Source organism: Flavobacterium beibuense F44-8 (genome assembly GCF_000769915.1).
Taxonomy (GTDB): domain Bacteria; phylum Bacteroidota; class Bacteroidia; order Flavobacteriales; family Flavobacteriaceae; genus Flavobacterium; species Flavobacterium beibuense.
The window spans coordinates 82,934-102,155 of sequence record NZ_JRLV01000004.1; the positions used below are offsets into that span (position 1 = coordinate 82,934).

The following is a 19,222-nucleotide window of genomic DNA, read 5'->3' on the forward strand; positions in this document are numbered from 1 at the left end:
TAATTGTTAAATATTTAACAACTAAAAATAAAAAAAAGCGTCAACTATATGTTCTATAACAAAATCGCCTTTTTTGTTATAAATTGATATAATATCAAAACGTATCTCTACATCAAGGTCATTTATTGTAACATATTCATCTACAGCTTTTACCAGTAATTTTATCTTTTTTGGAGTTACAAAATCCTGCGGAAGCCCAAAATCAAGGCTCGATCTGGTCTTTACTTCCACTATGGCAAGCGTATCCTCTTTACGGGCAATGATATCAATTTCGGCTTTTTGATACACCCAGTTGGTTTCCAGTATATCATAGCCGTTTTTGCGTAAAAAGTCGGCAGCAAACTCTTCGCCCTGTTTACCAAGGTCGTTATGCTCTGCCATTATTCAAATACCACTTTAGTGCCTTTGGCAGTTACCTCAAGGGTAATTTCCTTACCCATAACAAGTGCCCTGTTATCTTTCATGTGTCCGGCAGGGAAATTAAAACAGATAGGGATATCGTAATCTTTGGTAATATCCTTAATAATTTCAAGAGCGTCATGACCCCAAGGAATGTCATTATCATTCATTTTTGTCATCCCACCTATAATAATACCTTTTACGTTTTTAAAATAACCGTTTCGTTTTAGGTTCATCATCATTCGGTCAATGTGGTACAGGTACTCGTCAAGGTCTTCAATAAATAGTATCTTACCCTTATAATCCACTTCCGATTCAGACCCTACAATACTATACAGCACCGAAAGGTTACCCCCTACAAGCTCACCGGTTGCTTTGCCTGCTTTGTTGAACTCATGTGGTTCAATATTATATTCCAGCTTTTCACCAAACAAAGCTTTGCGAAGGGTCTCCTTAGCCTCACTGGTAGCATGTAAAGTGCTTACACACATAATACCGTGTATGGTAGCTATATCCATGTTATTGATATGGCTGTGCAGTACGGTAGCATCACTAAACCCTATAATCCATTTAGGATGTTTTTTAAAATTATCAAACTTTACCCTGTCTATCATTCTCACGGTAGCGTAGCCTCCTTTGGCACACCATACGGCTTTTATGGACGGATCATCTATCATCTCCTGAAAATCGGTAGCGCGCTGCCAGTCGGCCCCGGCTAACTGATTGTTTTCTTTACCTATGGTTTTTCCCAGTACCACGTTAAGCCCCCAGCTTTTAAGTAAATCTATAGCTGGCTGCAGGTGCTGTGCTTCAATTTTACGGGCAGTGGCAACAATAGCCACAGTATCTCCTTTAGTAAGATATGGCGGAATTTTCATAAGGTTTTGTGCTTGTATTTGGGATGTGAACTGTATTACTGTTAAAACTAAAACGGCTTTTAAAATCGTGATTCTCCTTTGCATTCGTTTATTTTTTCAGTTAAACAAACTTAACGAAAAATATGGACTAAGCCCGATCCCAATTCTTAACAATTATACAAAATTAAGCAGAGCGGTATTACTATAATAAGGTAGAATAAATAACGCTAATTATTTGTACTTTTGCGTTTCAATTTAAATTTTCGAGATGTTACAAGATCCAAAAAGATATACTGTTACGGCAGCATTGCCTTATACCAATGGCCCTATACATATAGGCCACCTGGCGGGTGTTTATGTTCCTTCTGATATTTATTCGCGTTTCCTGAGGTTACAGGGCAAAGACGTGGCTTTTATATGCGGAAGTGATGAGCATGGTGTAGCCATATCTATGAAAGCGAAAAAAGAAGGCATTACCCCACAACAGGTAATTGATAAATACAACAGTATTATCAAACAGTCTTTTGAAGATTTTGGAATCTCTTTTGACAACTATTCGCGTACCTCGGCAAAAGTACACCATGAAACAGCCAGTGAGTTTTTCAAAAAGCTGTATGATGACGGTAAGTTTATTGAGGAAGTGACCGAGCAGCTTTATGATGAGGAAGCTCACCAGTTCCTGGCCGACCGTTTTGTAACGGGTACCTGCCCTAAATGTGGTAACGAGGAGGCTTATGGTGACCAGTGTGAAAAATGTGGTTCATCACTTAACGCTACCGATCTCATTAACCCGAAATCGACCATAACAGGCTCTAAACCGGTTTTAAAGGAAACCAAACACTGGTTCCTTCCGCTGGATCAGTATGATGCTTTTTTAAAAGAGTGGATACTGGAAGGACATAAAAACGACTGGAAACCTAATGTATTCGGTCAGGTAAAATCATGGTTGGACGACGGACTTAAACCACGTGCGGTAACCCGCGACCTTGACTGGGGTATCCCTGTACCTGTAGAAGGTGCCGAAGGTAAAGTACTTTACGTTTGGTTTGATGCACCTATTGGTTACATTTCCTCTACAAAAGAGTGGGCTCAGCGTGAAGGTAAAGACTGGGAACCTTACTGGAAAAGCAACGATACCAAACTGGTACACTTTATAGGTAAGGATAATATTGTTTTCCACTGTGTGATTTTCCCTGCTATGCTTAAAGCCGAAGGATCGTACATACTGCCTGACAATGTACCGGCAAACGAATTCCTAAACCTTGAGGGCAACAAACTGTCTACTTCTAAAAACTGGGCAGTATGGTTACATGAGTACCTTGAAGATTTCCCTGGGAAACAGGATGTACTGCGCTATGCACTTACATCAAATGCTCCTGAGACAAAAGACAACGACTTTACCTGGAAAGATTTCCAGGCAAGAAACAATAACGAGCTGGTTGCTATTTTTGGTAACTTTATTAATCGTGTGGTTGTACTTACCAACAAGTATTACAACGGTATTATACCTGCTCCAAACGAGTTTAGCGATGTAGATGAGGCTACACTTACCGAAATGCGTGCCTACCCTGCAGTTATAGCAAGCTCTATAGAGCGTTACCGCTTTAGGGAAGCTCTTGGTGAGCTGATGAATCTTGCCCGCCTTGGTAACAAATATCTGGCCGATGAGGAGCCTTGGAAAATGGTTAAGGAAAATCCGGAAAGGGTAAAAACACAAATGTATGTGGCATTACAAATTGCCGCAGCCCTATCGGTACTTTCTGAGCCGTTCCTGCCGTTTACAGCCGCAAAGCTTAAAGGTATCCTTAAGTTAGATGATGTTCCTAATGCTGTACAGACTATGGGAATTGTTGACGAGACCCTAAGCTTTAATGATGCCGAAAGATCGTCTCATAAACTTTCATGGAATGACATTGCCGTTAAGCACCAACTTATCCCTGCCAACCACCAAATAGGACAGGCAGAGCTGCTATTTGCTAAAATTGAAGACGAAGAAATACAAAAACAGGTAGACAGACTTGAGGCTACAAAAACAGCTAACAATGCTGCTAATAAAAAAGCCGAGCCTCAAAAAGAAACTATCGCATTTGAAGATTTTGCCAAAATGGACATCCGTACGGGCACTATTCTTGAAGCCGAAAAAATGCCAAAAGCCAATAAGCTTTTAGTATTAAAGGTAGATACTGGTATTGATGTACGTACTATTGTCTCAGGTATTGCAGAAAGCTTCAAGCCGGAAGATATTATTGGTAAACGTGTTAGTGTACTTGTTAACCTTGCTCCTCGTAAACTGCGTGGTGTGGAGAGCCAGGGTATGATACTAATGACTGAAAACACAGACGGTAAACTGGTTTTCATTAACCCGGATGCCGATGGTGTAAACAATGGCGAAATGATTAGTTAATCTATACAGAAAACTATACATCCTGTCATTTTGAGCGCAACGAAGTGGAGCCGAAGAATCTGGACTCCTCCATCCGTCGGAATGACAACAAAATAAAAAAGGCTCCCAATTGGGAGCCTTTTCTTTTATGATTAGTCTAATTCCTTAATCAGTTCGTCTTTACTCTTTCTGGCTTTTTTCATGGTAAGTAACCAGTCTTTTTCCTCATCACGATACCCTAAAGGCAGTAACAGCACACTCTTAAAGCCCTGCTTATCCAGTCCTAAAAGTTCATCTAACGCTTCAGGATTAAAGCCTTCAATAGGGGTAGCATCTACCTTTTCGGTAGCCGCTGCCGCAATGGCAAAACTAAAAGCGATATATGCCTGGTGTGCCGCATGATTATAGTTAACCTCAGCCGGACGGTTTACATACGACTTGATTAAAAACTGACGGTACTCATCCCATTTTTCGCTAAAACCACGCACAGCATACATGCTCTTAAAGGTTTCTGTAATACGTTCTTCGGTATAGTTGTCCCATGCTGCGAATATAAGCAGGTGCGAACAATCCCTTATTACCGTTTGGTTGTTGGCTACAGGCATTATCTTGTTTTTAAGTTCTTCACCCTTTACCACTAGTACCTCAAAAGGCTGTAATCCGCTTGAAGTTGGCGCCAACCTTACTGCTTCTAAAATCCTATTTATTTTGTCGTCTGCTATTTTTTCGCCATTCATGGCTTTGGTAGCATATCTCCAGTTTAAATGTTCTAAAAATTCCATATATATTGTTTTTACGAGTGCAGGGTTCTTTTTTACAACCGTAAAACACAAACACCTGTCTTCTCATTTTCCCTGCAAAAATACAACGATATATAGGAATGTACCATAAAGTTAGCTTTATTTAACCAATCGGCTTATTATTATGGCAAAACCACAACAAACAAAACCTTAAAAGCAAAATAAATTGGTTAACTTTATATAGGCAGATTATTTTAAATCAAACCGTTATGAGCAATAATACCCGAAGATTCCTGACCTTTATCGCTCTGCTTTGCATTATCTTCGTTTTGGCAGACATCTTTTTATGGGTTAATGTGGCCAACACCTATGAAACCGAGCCCGAAATGTGTTCGGCTTATATGAGGTATTATCCTGACACTATCAGAAACACTCAGGGGCTTGTACTATTCCCAATGATATTGCTTATTTTTGCTTCACTCTATTTTATTCGTTCGGCCAGAACCAATTTTGCTAAAATAGTTGGAGCGACCTTTGCGGTGCTGCTGGCCATTTTTTTACTCTGGAAAATGTTCTCTTTTTATTAATGTTACCTATAGCTTACCACCCTATTTACAAACACCCGTTACCGGAAGGTCACCGCTTTCCCATGATAAAGTATGAATTGCTGCCACAACAGCTTTTGCATGAAGGTACGGCTGTACAAAGTGATTTCTATTCGCCTTCCCTTCCCGATATGCAGCATGTACTTGCCGTACATAAAAAGGAATATGTGGACGAGTTGGTTAACCTTACACTCGATCCGCGTGCGGTTAGAAAGATAGGTTTCCCCCTTTCAGCAGAATTGGTAGAAAGGGAACTGCGTATTGCCGAAGGTACCATTTGGGGCTGCCACAAGGCTATGGAATATGGCATTGCCTTTAATATAGCCGGAGGCACACACCACGCCTACAGCAACAGGGGTGAGGCTTTTTGTTTGCTTAACGACCAAGCGATAGGAGCACAATACCTCATCAATAACAAACTGGCTAAAAAAGTACTGATAGTAGACCTGGATGTGCATCAGGGTAACGGTACTGCCGAAATATTTGAAGGCAACAACGATATATTTACCTTCTCAATGCACGGCAAAAGTAACTATCCCTTTAAAAAGGAAACGTCTGATCTTGATATTGCCCTACCGGATAATACCAATGACAGTGAATACCTCTCCATACTGGAAGAAACACTCCCGAAATTGATTGATACCGAAAAGCCCGATTTTATTTTTTACCTGAGTGGGGTAGATATACTGGCTTCGGACAAGTTGGGAAAATTAGGCTGTACTATTGACGGATGCAGACAACGTGATGAATATGTACTCTCACTGTGCCACAAACTGAATATACCTGTGCAATGCAGTATGGGTGGTGGTTACAGTCCCGATATTAAAATTATCATTGAAGCACATACCAATACTTACAGAACGGCAAGGCATATATATGTATAAAAAAAGCGGGGCAATTGCCCCGCTTTCTCTTTCATAACTATTTCTCCCTCAGCCCCTGGCGCAGTATTTCTTTTATGCCTTCTATATGCTCGGTAAATTCCATTACCTGCGAAAGCATCTGCGCCATCTCGTTCTTGTCTCCAAAGCCTTTCAGCTTGTTATTTTTCACGAAGGTCTCCTTAATGGAAGTCCATCGCTCTTTATCTTCTTCGTTCAGCATACCTGTCATTTCCTTAAACTTTAACAAGTTTGCCTCTGCCGCACTGGTAAGCGTTTGCGTTTCGTTTTGATAATGCGATAAGAGTAAGGTATCTATCTCGGCATCATTCATAACAGGTACAATTTTACCCACCAGTTTATTCATATCACGGTACGATCCCTGTAGCCTGAAAGGCGGTTCGGTACGATAAGCATCTTCCATCGCTGCCGATGCTATATAGGCTGCATTAGCTTTAAGCACCACCCTGCGTACCTTAATCACTTTATCCAGTAGTGAGATGTAAGTCTCAATATCCTGTTTGGTGTGGTTGCCCTTTAGCTCCAACCCGTCACGCTGACCGGTTTCGGCCATAGTGATAAGCGGATACAGGTCGTCCATATTTTTTGATGCCAGTTGTGCCAGTACCGGGTTTGAAGTAAGCGCATTTTCGATAAGGCTCAGTTCAAACAGCTGTGCTGTATTGCCAATAACATCACCCAGATTGTAAATATCGGCACGGTTAGCAAGCATATCCGGTATACGGAACTTCTCTCCTGTTTCGGTATACGGGTTACCCGCCATTACCACACAGAATTTTTTAGCCTTCATGTCATACGTTTTAGGCTGTCCGTTATACACACCTTCAATCTTACGGGTACCATCGGCAAGCGAAATGAACTTTTGCAGGAACTCCGGACTGCAGTGCTGAATATCATCCAGATACAGCATCACGTTATTACCCATTTCCAAAGCAAGGTTCAGTTTTTTAAGTTCTTCCCTTGCGGCGGCATTATTTGCCGACGAAGGATCTACCGAGGTTACCTCATGACCTATGGCGGGTCCGTTTATTTTCATAAACACCAACCCAAGCCTGTTTGCCAGATATTCCATAAGGGTAGTTTTACCATACCCCGGTGGCGACACCAGCAAGAGCATCCCCGAACGATCGGTACGGCGGTTCTCGCCTGCACTACCCAACTGCTTGGCAAGGTTATCACCAAATAGCGGCAGGTACACCTGATCGATAAGTTTGTTACGCACAAACGAGGTCAATACCTTTGGCATAAACTCATTAAGCCTCAAATCGGTTTTAAGCTGCTGGGTAAGCTTATGCCGCTCTGCCCTGAAAGCCTCAAATGCAGGAACATCAACAGTAAAATGCCTTTCCATAAGTTCGGTAAAACGATGGTAATGGAATTTGAAAACCCCATCGGTTATCGTATTATGAGAACCTGCAAGCCCTGCTATATCCTCATCGGGCTCAATGCTTACTTTTTTCTCAGCAAGCTCATGCCTGTATAACAGCAATGCTGCTACCTCACTAATGTATTCGTTACTGTCCTGCTGTCCTGTTTGACTCAGGAACGACGACACCCATTGGGTTGCCAGCTGTATGGCGGCTTCGGTATCGGGGGCATTTTCAATATTATGTCGAAAAGCCACAGCTGCACCCCTGTTTTCCAGCATTTTTATAAAGCTATCGGCCAGTTGCGAAGCTTTATGGCTTATACTGAAGGCATCATCATTTTTAAGTTCCTCAAACAGGTAACCGGCAATGGTATATGCATCTGTACTGCCTGCTTTGTTTAAGGTTCCCTTAGTCAGGAATTTTTCTGTTTCCTGCGTAAGTTCTTCAACTATATAATCAAACTCTGTGCTATTTGGGAAGATACTTAAAACCCCTCCCGCAGCTTTTATTTTACTGTTTAGCTTATTGCGTTGCTCTTCCGGCAAACTATACCAAAAGAATTGTGCATAGGCTCTAACCACCGGACTGTAGCGTAACAGTCCCAATTTATGATGCTTGGTTACCAGTACCTTTAAAAGCTTATTGGCATCGGCATCATGAACCCCTTTTACATAACCTTCGGTATAGTTTTTTGAGGTTTCATCACTAACCAGTTTTGCCAGTTGCTCATCGGTAAAGTCGTTTAACTCTTCAGCATTGTAATTCCTGAATATCTTATACGCCAGGTAAGCACCTCTGTAAATATTATCGTTCTCTGAAACCAGTTCCTGATTCCAGTATTTTTGTGACGAAAGCAGGCTCTCGCTTTTCAGTTCCTGATAGAAATCGGTTCCCGTTAAGTGGTAATTCAGCCTTCCGTCCCTGTACACTATGGTAAGGTCCAGCGGTTGTTTGTTTACCGCAAACCTGTGGTTACCGAAACGGATAATATTATCTCCGTCCTCATACAGTTCCTGCCTGTCTTTAAGCTTGCGAAGGGCATCTTCACGAGCTGACTTCAGTTCGGTTTCAATCGCTTCGGCTTTCCCGGTATCTTCCAGTTCCACCAGTTGTTTTACCAAATCACGAAGCTTGGCAATCATTAGGTCGGAAGCGAAGTAGCCGTTTATATCCTCAACCGAATTAAATGTAAGTGCCTTTGCTGCCACATTTTTAAGAATACGCTGCGAAGCGTTCTCAATAGCAACAGCCTTTTTGTTTCGGGCTTCGGTAAGTCCGTTCTTTTTTGCTTCAAAAGCAGCATAAACCTCTTCCCTTTTTTCAATTATCGATTCGGTAAACTCCTCGTAATCGGCAAAACGTGCTTCCAAATCCTCAAGCTGAACTGATATCTTATTAAGCAGTTCCTCTGTTTTCTCCGGAGTATCTGCCCTGTCCAGTGCATTAACAATACTCTGGTCAATCAGTTTGATCTGGGCTGCAAAATCGGCCTTCGCCTCTTTACCTCCCAAAGAGGATATTTTGTTCTTTATCTCTGCCTTTAACCTGTTAAGAGTGGCAAAAATCAGGGATATGGTATTAATAATTTGGGTAGACTGAGAAGTATCTTCAATTTTAAGATTGGACACTATGTCAATCAGCATTTCCAAGTCGGCAGTAATACCGTTTACCTCATCTTCCAGTTTACGCGCTTCGATAACCGTAGCGATGTCTTCCAGTTCTCCCTGCCTTTCCTCTACACGCTTGTGGTAAGGTACAAGCGCTTTCTCGTCCATTAGGAACTGTACACAGTTTTGCGAAATCACCTCGGTTTGCTCTACAATCTCCTCTTCCAGCTTATTGATAAAGTCGGCATCGGTATAGCGCACTTCCCTCAGGCTGATTACCTCCCCGCGAAGTGTGCGTAACCCGGCAAGATCTTCCACAAAAACATCTATGTCGTCAAGCGGCGAACTCTTTATTTTTTCAAATAACGTTTGGGCTTTCTGCTTCAGCTCATCTGTAAGCTTTTGGGCATTTTGCCTTAACTGGACTACCTTTTCAAACTCGTCTATCGCTGCGTTTGCCGTGTTGCGTATCTCGGTAAGCGGCAGGTTGAGTTCAAAAGTCTCTTTTGACGTAATCCAGTAATAGGTATCCAGAATGTTTCGTGAAAGCCTGGTAAGGTCGGCATACAACCCGTCATAATCATCATCCTTATTAAGCAGGGTAATAATAGACTGGCTGTCGGCCATGGCCTTAACAATATCCTTATTGCCTATTTTGTAAATGTAACTGTCCTTGTGCTGAGAAGGCATAATATCTCCCTTAACAAAAGGCGTTTGCCAAATTTGTATAAGGTGGTTTTTAGTTTGCTCTTCCGAAGCCTTAAAGTAGCACAGCTCCCCGTTTTCCAACAGTGTAAAACCGTTACAGATTATAGGGGTGTTTACCTGTTGTGTAATAAGGTTATAGGACATTAATACATACTGCCCGTATTTTTCCTCATAAAACACATACAGGAAATCTTCTCCGTTTGGCGAGGCTATCCTTTCCTGAAACAGCAGATTTTCCAAACTGTTTTCAAAAATTTTATACTCGCCTGTTTGCAGGTAATATCCGTTAGAGAAAATGACACCATGCTCATCGGGCAAAAGTATTGCCGATGTAGCAAGACTGTCTACCTTTCTAACCTCCTGCAGTTTATGATTATAGATAAAAAACCTGGCCTCCTCCTGAAACGGCTTAATCTGTAAGGTGACAAGGTTACCCAAATCGGCAAACTTGTAGATTCCGTCGTCTAATGTTTGGTCAGGATGAATAACTTCTTCGTCATAAATCCCTTTACCCGTAGCAGTATTATCTTCAATTTTTATGGTTAGCGTTCCGCCCACAGTTTCTACAAACATCCTGTCCAGTATGGACACGTGCGGATGCTTGCCGTACCTATGCATATCGCGGGTGGTTTCCTGCCAGTTAAAATCATGCTGCCTTGGAAAACGATATTCATGATCGCTCCTGTTATCCTGGTAGACCAGGCTATTGTCTTTAATTAGCCATTTAAAAGTTTTTACATCACTTATCCTGTCACTTATCTGGAAAACCATGTGCAGGTAGTTTCCTGTTATAAAGAACTTACGGAACTCAGTATCCCTGTAGTATTTGTACAGGTTAAAAAAATCTGTAAGGAAAGTCTCGTCTGCAATAAGGTCAAGCCCCTGCTTAACGAATTCCCCGTCCTGATAAGAATAGATACTGAATACGTCTTCGGTCTTAATATCAGTGCGCAGCCCGAAGTGCACATTGTAGCCAAAAATACATTTATCACCTATGGTTACTATATCACTGGGAATACAGCTGTTATCGGTAATAATCCTGTTGTTGGCTATAAGTTTAGTTTCTATGCTGCCAAAAACCTCTTTCCGTGCCTCATTAAGTTTGTGCAGCCTGCCCAAAAGGTCGTTTTTTTGGGTTTCAAGACGGCTGCGTATAATTTCATATGTACCGCCTTCCAGTGTACTCATGGTTGGTTTAGTTTTAATAAGTTAAGTACTGCGCCGGGGCGCAATGTCTTTGAAAAAGAAGGGTTAATCCCCGCACAGTGGCAAGTTGTGCGGGAAAAAAATATAAAAAATCAAATAAAAACTTATCCTAGCTTTTTGTTAGACAGGCCAAGGTTTTTAGCCATATCCATAAGTTTTGAGAACAAGCCCTGCTCACCTTCGTCGTTACTGCGTTTTTGCAGTTCCATTAATAATCCGGCTACTGTAAGGTTTTTAATATCTTCAGATGTGATTCCGTATTTATCTGCAAAACCTTTTATTCTCTCTAAAAGATTCTCACTGCCTTCGCCTCCTTCGCCCAGTACCGCATCTTTAATCTCGGTAATGTTTTCAGAGTGGTTCACAAGCCTGTCAAACCCTTTAGCCTTAGTGATTTGTCCAACAATTTGCTCGAAGAACATAGTCTCACCACCTACAATATCAATTTTAGCAGCTTTAAGTGCTTCACCAATCACATTAGCCTGTGCATCGGCAATATCTTTCTGGATGTTTATATGAGCCAGGTCTACCTGAAGTTCTTTGTTTAGGCGTAGTTTGAACTCTTCGTGCTCTTTACCTACACCGTCAAGTTTCTTCATCGCTTCTGCTTTCTCTTCAATACCGCTTGCCTCTGCAAGAGCTTTCTCTTTTATTACATCGGCCTCAGCAACACCAAGTTGTTTTTCAGCTTCTGCTTTCGCTTTAATACCGGCAGCTTCTGCAAGGGCTTTTTTCTCGATAATAATAGCTTCAACAATACCCTGTCTTTCACTAGCCTCAGCTTTAGCATGCATTACCTGAGCTTCAGATAATCCTAAAGTAGCATCTTCCTTAGCTTTAGCATCTGCAAGTATTTTTCTTGCCTCAGCCTCTTTCTCGCTGGCAGCCATTTTAGCGGCAGCCTCAATATTAATTTCTTCTGCTTTTTGCTTAGCAGCCTCTTTCTCAGCCTCAGCAGCTTTAAGACGTTTAATATACATCTCTTCACTTTCTTTCTCTGCAAGAGTAACAGCCACTTTTTTCCTTCTGTCTGCCTCTTTGAAAGCTTCGATATCCTTCATGTTTTCCTGCTCCTGAACCACACCTTTTTCAAGCACAACCCTGTCGCGGATAACATTTTGTATGTTTTTACGCTCTACCTCAACAGCTTTATCTTTCTCAATTTGAGCCAGTGTAACGATACGCTCTCTTTCGGTTTGCTCCAACGCGCGGTCTTTTTCTACCCTTTCGGTTTCTACAGCCGCAGTACGCTCTTTGTTCTTAGCCGCTACGATTACAAGCCTGTCTTTGTTTTCTTCAGCCACCTGAACTTTCTCGGCAGTAGCGATTCTTGCTGTTTCCGATTTAAGTCTTTCTTCTTCGGCTACTTTAGCAATCTCTGCCTCTTCACGGGCTTTGATATTTGCAATTTCACGTTTTTGCTGTTCTTCCTTCTCTGCCAACTGACGATCTAACGCAAGGATAGCCTCACGTGCCTCAACGTCCTGCTTGCGAATGGTTTTCTCCTCATCCCTCCTGATAAGGTTAGATTTTATGTTTTGTGCCGCAGTAAGCTCGGTAATTTTCTTGATACCTTCAGAATCAAGAATGTTATCTGCTTTTAGATGACTTATTGGAGTTTGTTCCAAATCATCTATAGCACAGTCGTCAAGTATATACCCGTTAAGATCGGTACCAATAATTGAGATAATCTCTTCACGGAATTCACTTCGTGCTTCATACAGTTCAACAAAATCAAATTTCTTACCTACTGTTTTTAATGCTTCCGAAAACTTGGCATCAAACAGGTTTCTAAGTACATCTATTTCCGATGCCCTCTCGCAGCCAATGGTTTGTGCCACATTGATAATATCGGCAGTAGATTTGTTGATTTTGATAAAGAATGTAACTTTAATGTCTGCACGCACGTTATCCTTACAAATAAGTCCGTTTGCCCCTGTACGTTCTACATCCAGTTTTTTAACAGAGATATCCATGATCTCCATTTTGTGAAGTACCGGAACTACCAGTCCGGCATTGTAGAATACTTTAGTTCCTCCGGCACCGGTTCGTACCAGTACCTTGCCCTGTATAATTTTTTTGTACATGGATATTATCCATACCAAAGCGCCAATGAATACTATGATTCCGGCAATCATACCAATGAGTAATGCATTTCCTGCCATTTTAATTTAAAGTGTTTGTATAATAATTGGTTAAAAAATATATTCAATAATAGTCCGTATCACAGCCGTAACGGCCGCAATAAATTGAAAGATAACTGATAACATGATTGGTTAGTTTTTAATATTCGAATTTTTCAACGAGGTAAAATTTCCTGTCTTCACTTTCTCCCACTATAACCGCCTGCTGTCCTGCTACTAGTTTTTCTTCAGTATTGCTTTTAGCATAAATCTTTATGGGATCTCCGTTTACCGTCAGTTCCACCTGGCCTATCTTATCGTTTGCTATGGCAGATACAACACTGCATCTTCTTCCTAAAAAATCTATTTCGGGCTCACCTTTATGGTTTACCTGTTTGTATAGGTATCCCAGAGGTTTGCTTATAAGCTTTACAATAAAAAGGCTCAGTACAAAATTTGGAATAAGCAGCAGTATTCCCAGCCATATACTCTCTATCCCGATGTAATAGGTAACGTTAACCCCTATAAACCACATAGAAAAAAAGATAATGGTTATTATGAACATGAGCGGGAGTTCGTCAAAATTAAAATACTCCAGCACCCTCATAAATCCGCTGCCTTCTGTCGCGTTTTCACTCCCGGTAACATCACTGTTAAAATCAGTATCAATATCTGCCGCGTCAAAATCAACGCTAAACAAATCAGGATCCAGTCCCGCTATGATAACCAATAGCCAGTACAGTACCATTATGATTGACATAATGGAGAAAAACGCATTGACAGGTGAAAAAGAAATTTCTATTAATTCCTTCATTGTTTTTTGTTTACTACTCTTGCGGACTGTTACCTAAGCCCAGTTGCTCTTTTAACTTTTCGAGTTCACTGGTAGCTTTTGTTTTTTTAACATCAACAGCCCTGTTAATTTCATCGTCTACTGATTTAGATGCACTGGCAATATCACCATAAGCTTCGGCAAGTGCCTCTTCTTGATTCACTTTTTCCTTCATACGCTCCAGCAGTGATATAGTACCGTTGCTGTCTATTTTTGCCATTTGCTTGTTCAGGCTCTTAGTAGCATCGGCCACCTTAACCCTTGAACGCAATATTTTAAGTTCGTTTTCCCACTTGCTTATATTATGCTTAATGGTTTGCACATTGGCCTCCATTTGTACCACATTTTGGTCAAACTTCTCTTTGTCGCCTTCGGCTCTTTTCTGGTGACCCAGCGCCTCTTCTTTTTTAACCAGCGCTTCGGTAGCCAGCCTGTCGGCCTCAGTTGTATCCATTTCACCTTTTTGTGCCTTCTTTAAAATAAGCATGGCTTTCTCGGTATAATCCTCGGCAGTATTGCCGTATTGTTCCACTTCGTTTTTAGCACGAATACTCATAGCCTTAACCTGAGCCAGTGCTTCCAGGCTTTTATCAAGATCATCTTTCATATCCCTAATTCCCTGTTCGGTCATTTTTATAGGGTCTTCCATATTGTCAATCGTATGATGCACTTCGGCCTGCCCGATTTTAAATAATCTTCTTAGAAATTTCATAGCTTTTAGTTTTTTGAAAAGTTAATAATCTGTTCCGAATACTCACTCAACAGCAGGCTGAGCGAATTTAATGTTGCCTCAAACTCATTCTGATCTAAATTCTCGAGTTGAAGTGAGTCTCTGAAAATTACTTTTCGACCTGTATCATCCAGAACAAAAGCCCCATGAATAATATCGCGGTTTTTTTGAAGCAGCTCCTTAAATACATTCACAGCATCGGGCTTTATCTCAAACAGGAACTGCTCAAAAATAACGATAGGATGCGCTACACATATAATAAGGTTAACAATACCGTCCTGCTCGCTGTTTACAACAAAAACACCGTCTTTGGCATTCTCGTATTTTATTTCCAGCTGAAGCTCATTCAGGTAATTCTTTACCACTCCAAAATAATCTTTCATCTTACAGGTATTAAATAATTTTATAAAACTCGTTGTTTTTCCGTTTTTTACCAAGTTAAGTTCAAAGGTTTTTTAAACATTTTTTACAACTTTTTAACTTAACATGCTCACCATATTAGCATTATTTATTACATTTGCTAATATTGTTAGTACAAATTTACAACAATTAACATAATTTGCAAATAAAATTAGCAAAAATATTTTTAGTATGTTTGGAAAGAACCTAAAAAAGATACGAAGTGTAAGGAATATGAGTCAGCAGGAATTCGCCGATCTATTTGATTTAAAGCGTGCTACGCTTGGAGCATATGAAGAAGGACGAAGTAATCCTAAAATAGATACAGCTGTAAAAATTGCTAATTATTTTAGCATTGGGTTAGATGAACTACTCACAACAGAACTAACAGTAAACCGCTTATTACGCTTTAACGAAGCTATAACTACAGAATCATCTTACAATAGCGATAGCTTTGACGGTATACCTTGTATAACTGAAGAGGCAAAACAACATTTTTTGAATGACTTTGCTAATAATATTAGCAATGAAAATTTACCAACTATAAAACTACCTCATGTTTCGGGCAAGGACAAGATGGCTTTTGTGATAGATGACCTCACTATGAGTGGCGGATCTAACGGCTTTTTCCCAAAAGATACTATAATAGGAGTCACGGTTGCGCTAACCGAATTAGCAACTCTGGCAGGCGAGCTAAGCGTAATTGTTGCTAACAATCAAATTTACTTTAGGAAACTTACCTACAATAATAATACGGTAATGCTAACAGCAAATCACCCCGGCGTGGAACCTGTGCTAATAAGTACCGGAGATATTAAAGCGGCCTGGAGAATAGTACATGTTTTTCGCTACACCATGCACAGCGGAGACAATGCACTGGAACAACGACTACAGCAAATGGAAAATACTATAGCCTCATTAAGGCAAAAACCATGGTAATAGAAAAGGCGCTTATTGAAAGCGCCTTTTTTATTTACCGAAAAGCAAAACATCACTTACTATAACTTCGGTTATATACCGTTTATCCCCGTTACGGTCATCATAAGTTCTATGTGTGAGCTTACCTTCTATAGCTACCTCTTTCCCTTTCTTTACATATTTCTCTATAATCTCAGCAGTTTTGCCCCAGGCGGTTACTGTATGCCATTGGGTATCGGTTTTCTTTTCACCTTTGTCGTTATAATAGGTTTCGTTTGTAGCAATAATCAATCGGACTAATTTCTTACCGCCCTCAAAAATTTTAATCTCCGGGTCGATACCAGCGTTACCTATTAACTGTACTTTGTTTTTTAATGCATTCATGGCGTATACTTTTTTTAATGTTAATGTTATTTGAACTGTACAGTACAAAGATGTGTCAACCTTAAAACTTTAACCGGTTTTTAACTATTTACTGTCGGTTATAACTATTTGTAAACGTTTGTAAATGGCTTTTTGTCGTATATTTACTTAAAACCAAAAATTTATGCAGATTGAGATAAATAAGGTTGAATTACGCAACCTTCAGATTGAGGATTACAAACAGTTAAAAATTTCCATGCAGCATGCATACAATGACATGGAAGAGCCTTACTGGACAGAAAAGGATATAGAAAAACTATTGAAGATTTTCCCCGAAGGCCAACTTGTTATTTTGGTAGACGGCAAAGTAGTGGGATCTGCCCTTTCACTTATTGTCGATTATAAAAAGGCTACTTCCACACATACCTATGATAAGATTACCGGAAACTCGTCGTTCAAAACACACGATTATGACGGAGAGGTACTTTATGGTATTGATGTGTTTATACACCCTGAATATCGCGGACTTAGATTAGGCAGGCGTTTGTATGATGCCCGGAAGGAACTGTGCGAACAATTAAATCTTAAATCTATAATATTTGCCGGAAGGATTCCTAATTATAACGAACATTCCAAAGACCTTACCCCTAAAGAATATATAGACAAGGTACGGCTTAAAGAATTACATGACCCTGTGCTGTCTTTCCAGCTGAGTAATGACTTCCACGTTATACGCGTAATGCGCAACTACCTTGAAGGTGATAAGAGTTCGCAGGAATATGCCGTACTAATGGAATGGAATAACATTTATTACGATAAAAGCCCTAAGCTTATTAATACCGTAAAGAGTGTCATCCGCCTTGGGTTGGTACAGTGGCAAATGCGTCCGTTGGCTAATCTTGAAGCCCTGTTTGAGCAGGCAGAGTTTTTTATCGATGCGGTATCGGGTTACGGTAGTGATTTTGCGCTTTTCCCGGAATTGTTTGTGGCTCCGCTTATGGCCGACTTTAACCATCTTAGTGAAGCCGATGCTATTAGGGAAATTGCCCGCTATTGCGAACCTATCAAGAAACGCTTTCAGGAAATGGCTATATCCTACAATATAAATATCATTACCGGAAGCATGCCAATGTTTGAAGACGGTAATCTGTATAATGTAGGTTTCCTTTGTAAAAGAGATGGTAGTAGTGAAATGTATGCCAAAATACATATTACGCCGAATGAGGTACATTACTGGGGTATGAAAGGCGGTAACGAAATCAAAACCTTTGATACCGATTGCGGAAAAATAGGTATTATGATATGCTATGATGTGGAATTCCCGGAATTGTCACGACTACTTTCTGATGAGGGTATGGATATATTGTTTGTACCTTTCCTTACCGATACACAAAACGGATATACCAGAGTAAAACACTGTGCACAGGCCAGGGCTATTGAAAACGAATGTTATGTGGCCATTGCCGGATGTGTGGGTAACCTGCCGGGGGTAAACAACATGGATATTCAGTATGCACAAACAGCTGTGTTTACTCCGTCTGACTTTGCCTTTCCTTCAAACGGGGTGAAAGCCGAAACAACACCGAATACCGAAATGACGCTTATTGTAGACGTTGACCTCAACCTTTTAAAAGAACTACATGAGTATGGTAGCGTTCGTATTTTAAAAGACCGAAGGGACGATTTATATAAAATTAAAAAGGTAAACATTACCAAACCGGCTCCTACTGATAACACATCAACCAAAAAATAAATGCAATGTCCAGAACCTGTCCAGAGTGCGGAGATATTATTGTAGGTCGTGAAGATAAAAAGTTTTGCAGCGATGCCTGCCGCAACGCCTACAATAACAAAATAAACAAAGACAGTAATAATTATATGCGCAACATTAATAACCGTTTGCGCAAAAACTACCGTATACTTGCAGGGATTAATGTAGAGGGTAAAACCAAAACAACAAAGGCAAAGCTTTTATCAAAGGGGTTTGATTTTGATTATTTTACTAACCTGCTGCAAACCAAAAACGGCAACACCTATTACTTTGTTTACGAACAGGGATACATGCCACTTGAAAACGATTATTATATACTGGTTAAAAAAGACATTTCACAATAATGCAGATCTCATTATTAGGCTGCGGATGGCTGGGGCTACCGCTTGCCGAATCATTTATAGAAAAAGGGTTTACCGTTAAAGGATCGGTTACCTCACCCGAAAAGCTGGAACTATTAAACAGCAAAGGCATACAGCCTTATTTAATTTCCCTAACCTCAACATCAGTAGATGGAGATGTGGCAGAGTTTCTTAACAAAAGTGATATTTTAATTATCGATATTCCGCCAAAATTAAGAACGGAAGGAAGCGAAAATTTTACCAAAAAAATAGAACAGCTTATTCCTTATATAGAACAGGCAGGGATAAGTAACGTTTTGTTTGTAAGCTCTATATCGGTTTACGGACAAAAAAATGATGGTATTGTTACCGAAGATACTCTTCCGTTTCCTGATACCGAATCGGGCAGGCAACTACTGGAAACCGAAAAACTCCTTGCTTCAAACCCAAATTTTAAAACAACTGCACTACGTTTTGCCGGGCTATATGGAGGAGAAAGACATCCGGTATATCATTTAGCCGGCAAACAAAACCTGCAACAGCCTAATGCTCCGGTAAATTTAATAGATCGTGATAGCTGTATAGGGGTTATAGAGGCTATTATAAACAAAAACAGTTGGGGAGAAGTTTTCAATGCAGCCTTATCCCAGCATCCTACACGAAAGGAGTACTACACTCAAAAAGCGCAGGAAATGCAACTCCCTTTGCCTGAATTTACGGAAGACAATAATACTGCAGGAAAAATAATATCGTCACAAAAAATAAAAACGGCTTTAGGCTACAGCCTATAAAAAAAGAACCGCACAAACATGTACATGTTTGTGCGGTGAACTAATAAATTAAAGTAAGGTGATGGTTAATTTAGATATAGAAACGGCTTAAGGAAAACCAAATTGTAAGGTTTTCCTTATTTTTACATATTTTTTTTAACAGGAATAATCTTTTTATAACAAATCAGAAATGGCAAT

16 protein-coding genes are annotated in these 19,222 nt (G+C 40.3%); 7 read left to right on the forward strand and 9 right to left on the reverse strand.

What is annotated here, in order from left to right:
- Positions 1-21 precede the first annotated feature (21 nt).
- Both Q763_RS03985 and Q763_RS03990 read right to left on the reverse strand, forming a co-directional pair.
- Positions 22-381 carry a YraN family protein gene (locus tag Q763_RS03985; protein ID WP_035131470.1) on the reverse strand — a complete coding sequence of 120 codons (360 nt, stop codon included), beginning with the start codon at positions 379-381 and terminating at the stop codon, positions 22-24.
- Complete coding sequence (locus Q763_RS03990) at positions 381-1,277, reverse strand: S66 peptidase family protein (protein ID WP_084596005.1); 897 nt, start codon at positions 1,275-1,277, stop codon at positions 381-383. Before Q763_RS03990 ends, Q763_RS03985 begins: the two co-directional genes overlap by 1 nt.
- 247 nt (positions 1,278-1,524) lie before the next feature.
- Here Q763_RS03990 and metG point away from each other — a divergent pair, with 247 nt between their 5' ends.
- Positions 1,525-3,660 carry a methionine--tRNA ligase gene (metG, locus tag Q763_RS03995; protein ID WP_035131474.1) on the forward strand — a complete coding sequence of 712 codons (2,136 nt, stop codon included), beginning with the start codon at positions 1,525-1,527 and terminating at the stop codon, positions 3,658-3,660.
- A 131-nt stretch (positions 3,661-3,791) separates the two neighbouring features.
- Here the strand turns inward: metG and Q763_RS04000 are convergent, their stop codons facing one another.
- Positions 3,792-4,421, reverse strand: coding sequence for a nitroreductase family protein (locus Q763_RS04000; protein WP_035131817.1), 630 nt, complete (start codon positions 4,419-4,421; stop codon positions 3,792-3,794).
- 227 nt (positions 4,422-4,648) lie between these two features.
- On the opposite strand from Q763_RS04000, the gene Q763_RS04005 reads away from it, so the two are divergent.
- On the forward strand, positions 4,649-4,966 hold the full coding sequence (locus Q763_RS04005) for a hypothetical protein (protein WP_157499308.1): 318 nt from the start codon (positions 4,649-4,651) through the stop codon (positions 4,964-4,966).
- The gene (locus tag Q763_RS04010) at positions 4,966-5,868 is read left to right on the forward strand and encodes a histone deacetylase family protein (protein WP_035131478.1); all 903 of its coding nucleotides are present in this window, start codon (positions 4,966-4,968) and stop codon (positions 5,866-5,868) included. The genes Q763_RS04005 and Q763_RS04010 overlap by 1 nt, the downstream gene beginning before the upstream one ends.
- 37 nt (positions 5,869-5,905) lie before the next feature.
- Here Q763_RS04010 and Q763_RS04015 read toward each other — a convergent pair whose 3' ends face one another.
- The 5 genes from Q763_RS04015 to Q763_RS04035 all read right to left on the reverse strand — a co-directional run bounded on the left by Q763_RS04015 (position 5,906) and on the right by Q763_RS04035 (position 14,845).
- Complete coding sequence (locus Q763_RS04015; RefSeq protein ID WP_052123217.1) at positions 5,906-10,759, reverse strand: DNA repair ATPase; 4,854 nt, start codon at positions 10,757-10,759, stop codon at positions 5,906-5,908.
- A gap of 122 nt (positions 10,760-10,881) precedes the next feature.
- Entirely contained in the window at positions 10,882-12,915 is a 2,034-nt protein-coding gene (locus Q763_RS04020; RefSeq protein WP_394331007.1) for a flotillin family protein, read from the reverse strand.
- 145 nt (positions 12,916-13,060) lie between these two features.
- The gene (locus Q763_RS04025; RefSeq protein ID WP_157499310.1) at positions 13,061-13,714 is read right to left on the reverse strand and encodes an OB-fold-containig protein; all 654 of its coding nucleotides are present in this window, start codon (positions 13,712-13,714) and stop codon (positions 13,061-13,063) included.
- A 13-nt stretch (positions 13,715-13,727) separates the two neighbouring features.
- Positions 13,728-14,444: a PspA/IM30 family protein gene (locus Q763_RS04030; RefSeq protein WP_035131486.1), complete on the reverse strand. Its 717-nt coding sequence runs from the start codon at positions 14,442-14,444 to the stop codon at positions 13,728-13,730.
- Between the two features lie 5 nt (positions 14,445-14,449).
- The gene (locus Q763_RS04035; RefSeq protein WP_035131488.1) at positions 14,450-14,845 is read right to left on the reverse strand and encodes a YbjN domain-containing protein; all 396 of its coding nucleotides are present in this window, start codon (positions 14,843-14,845) and stop codon (positions 14,450-14,452) included.
- Positions 14,846-15,053: 208 nt separating this feature from the next.
- On the opposite strand from Q763_RS04035, the gene Q763_RS04040 reads away from it, so the two are divergent.
- Positions 15,054-15,800, forward strand: coding sequence for a helix-turn-helix domain-containing protein (locus Q763_RS04040; protein WP_035131490.1), 747 nt, complete (start codon positions 15,054-15,056; stop codon positions 15,798-15,800).
- A 30-nt stretch (positions 15,801-15,830) separates the two neighbouring features.
- Here Q763_RS04040 and Q763_RS04045 read toward each other — a convergent pair whose 3' ends face one another.
- On the reverse strand, positions 15,831-16,163 hold the full coding sequence (locus Q763_RS04045; protein ID WP_035131492.1) for a single-stranded DNA-binding protein: 333 nt from the start codon (positions 16,161-16,163) through the stop codon (positions 15,831-15,833).
- A 163-nt stretch (positions 16,164-16,326) separates the two neighbouring features.
- Here Q763_RS04045 and Q763_RS04050 point away from each other — a divergent pair, with 163 nt between their 5' ends.
- Genes Q763_RS04050 through Q763_RS04060 form a run of 3 tightly spaced genes read left to right on the forward strand, consistent with a single transcriptional unit; the run spans position 16,327 to position 19,045 of the window.
- Positions 16,327-17,895: a bifunctional GNAT family N-acetyltransferase/carbon-nitrogen hydrolase family protein gene (locus Q763_RS04050; protein WP_052123218.1), complete on the forward strand. Its 1,569-nt coding sequence runs from the start codon at positions 16,327-16,329 to the stop codon at positions 17,893-17,895.
- Between the two features lie 5 nt (positions 17,896-17,900).
- Positions 17,901-18,257, forward strand: coding sequence for a hypothetical protein (locus Q763_RS04055; RefSeq protein ID WP_035131494.1), 357 nt, complete (start codon positions 17,901-17,903; stop codon positions 18,255-18,257).
- Complete coding sequence (locus Q763_RS04060) at positions 18,257-19,045, forward strand: SDR family oxidoreductase (RefSeq protein WP_035131496.1); 789 nt, start codon at positions 18,257-18,259, stop codon at positions 19,043-19,045. The genes Q763_RS04055 and Q763_RS04060 overlap by 1 nt, the downstream gene beginning before the upstream one ends.
- The last annotated feature ends 177 nt before the right edge of the window (positions 19,046-19,222 follow it).

Excerpts from the sequence above, each read along its gene's own strand:
- metG (WP_035131474.1), top strand. The coding sequence starts at position 1,525 with ATGTTACAAGATCCAAAAAGATATACTGTTACGGCAGCATTGCCTTAT.
- Q763_RS04045 (WP_035131492.1), bottom strand. The coding sequence starts at position 16,163 with ATGAATGCATTAAAAAACAAAGTACAGTTAATAGGTAACGCTGGTATC.
- Q763_RS04030 (WP_035131486.1), bottom strand. The coding sequence starts at position 14,444 with ATGAAATTTCTAAGAAGATTATTTAAAATCGGGCAGGCCGAAGTGCAT.
- Q763_RS04035 (WP_035131488.1), bottom strand. The coding sequence starts at position 14,845 with ATGAAAGATTATTTTGGAGTGGTAAAGAATTACCTGAATGAGCTTCAG.
- Q763_RS04060 (WP_035131496.1), top strand. The coding sequence starts at position 18,257 with ATGCAGATCTCATTATTAGGCTGCGGATGGCTGGGGCTACCGCTTGCC.
- Q763_RS04010 (WP_035131478.1), top strand. The coding sequence starts at position 4,966 with ATGTTACCTATAGCTTACCACCCTATTTACAAACACCCGTTACCGGAA.
- Q763_RS04000 (WP_035131817.1), bottom strand. The coding sequence starts at position 4,421 with ATGGAATTTTTAGAACATTTAAACTGGAGATATGCTACCAAAGCCATG.
- Q763_RS03990 (WP_084596005.1), bottom strand. The coding sequence starts at position 1,277 with ATGAAAATTCCGCCATATCTTACTAAAGGAGATACTGTGGCTATTGTT.
- Q763_RS04015 (WP_052123217.1), bottom strand. The coding sequence starts at position 10,759 with ATGAGTACACTGGAAGGCGGTACATATGAAATTATACGCAGCCGTCTT.
- Q763_RS04005 (WP_157499308.1), top strand. The coding sequence starts at position 4,649 with ATGAGCAATAATACCCGAAGATTCCTGACCTTTATCGCTCTGCTTTGC.
- Q763_RS03985 (WP_035131470.1), bottom strand. The coding sequence starts at position 381 with ATGGCAGAGCATAACGACCTTGGTAAACAGGGCGAAGAGTTTGCTGCC.
- Q763_RS04020 (WP_394331007.1), bottom strand. The coding sequence starts at position 12,915 with ATGATTGCCGGAATCATAGTATTCATTGGCGCTTTGGTATGGATAATA.
- Q763_RS04025 (WP_157499310.1), bottom strand. The coding sequence starts at position 13,714 with ATGAAGGAATTAATAGAAATTTCTTTTTCACCTGTCAATGCGTTTTTC.
- Q763_RS04050 (WP_052123218.1), top strand. The coding sequence starts at position 16,327 with ATGCAGATTGAGATAAATAAGGTTGAATTACGCAACCTTCAGATTGAG.
- Q763_RS04055 (WP_035131494.1), top strand. The coding sequence starts at position 17,901 with ATGTCCAGAACCTGTCCAGAGTGCGGAGATATTATTGTAGGTCGTGAA.
- Q763_RS04040 (WP_035131490.1), top strand. The coding sequence starts at position 15,054 with ATGTTTGGAAAGAACCTAAAAAAGATACGAAGTGTAAGGAATATGAGT.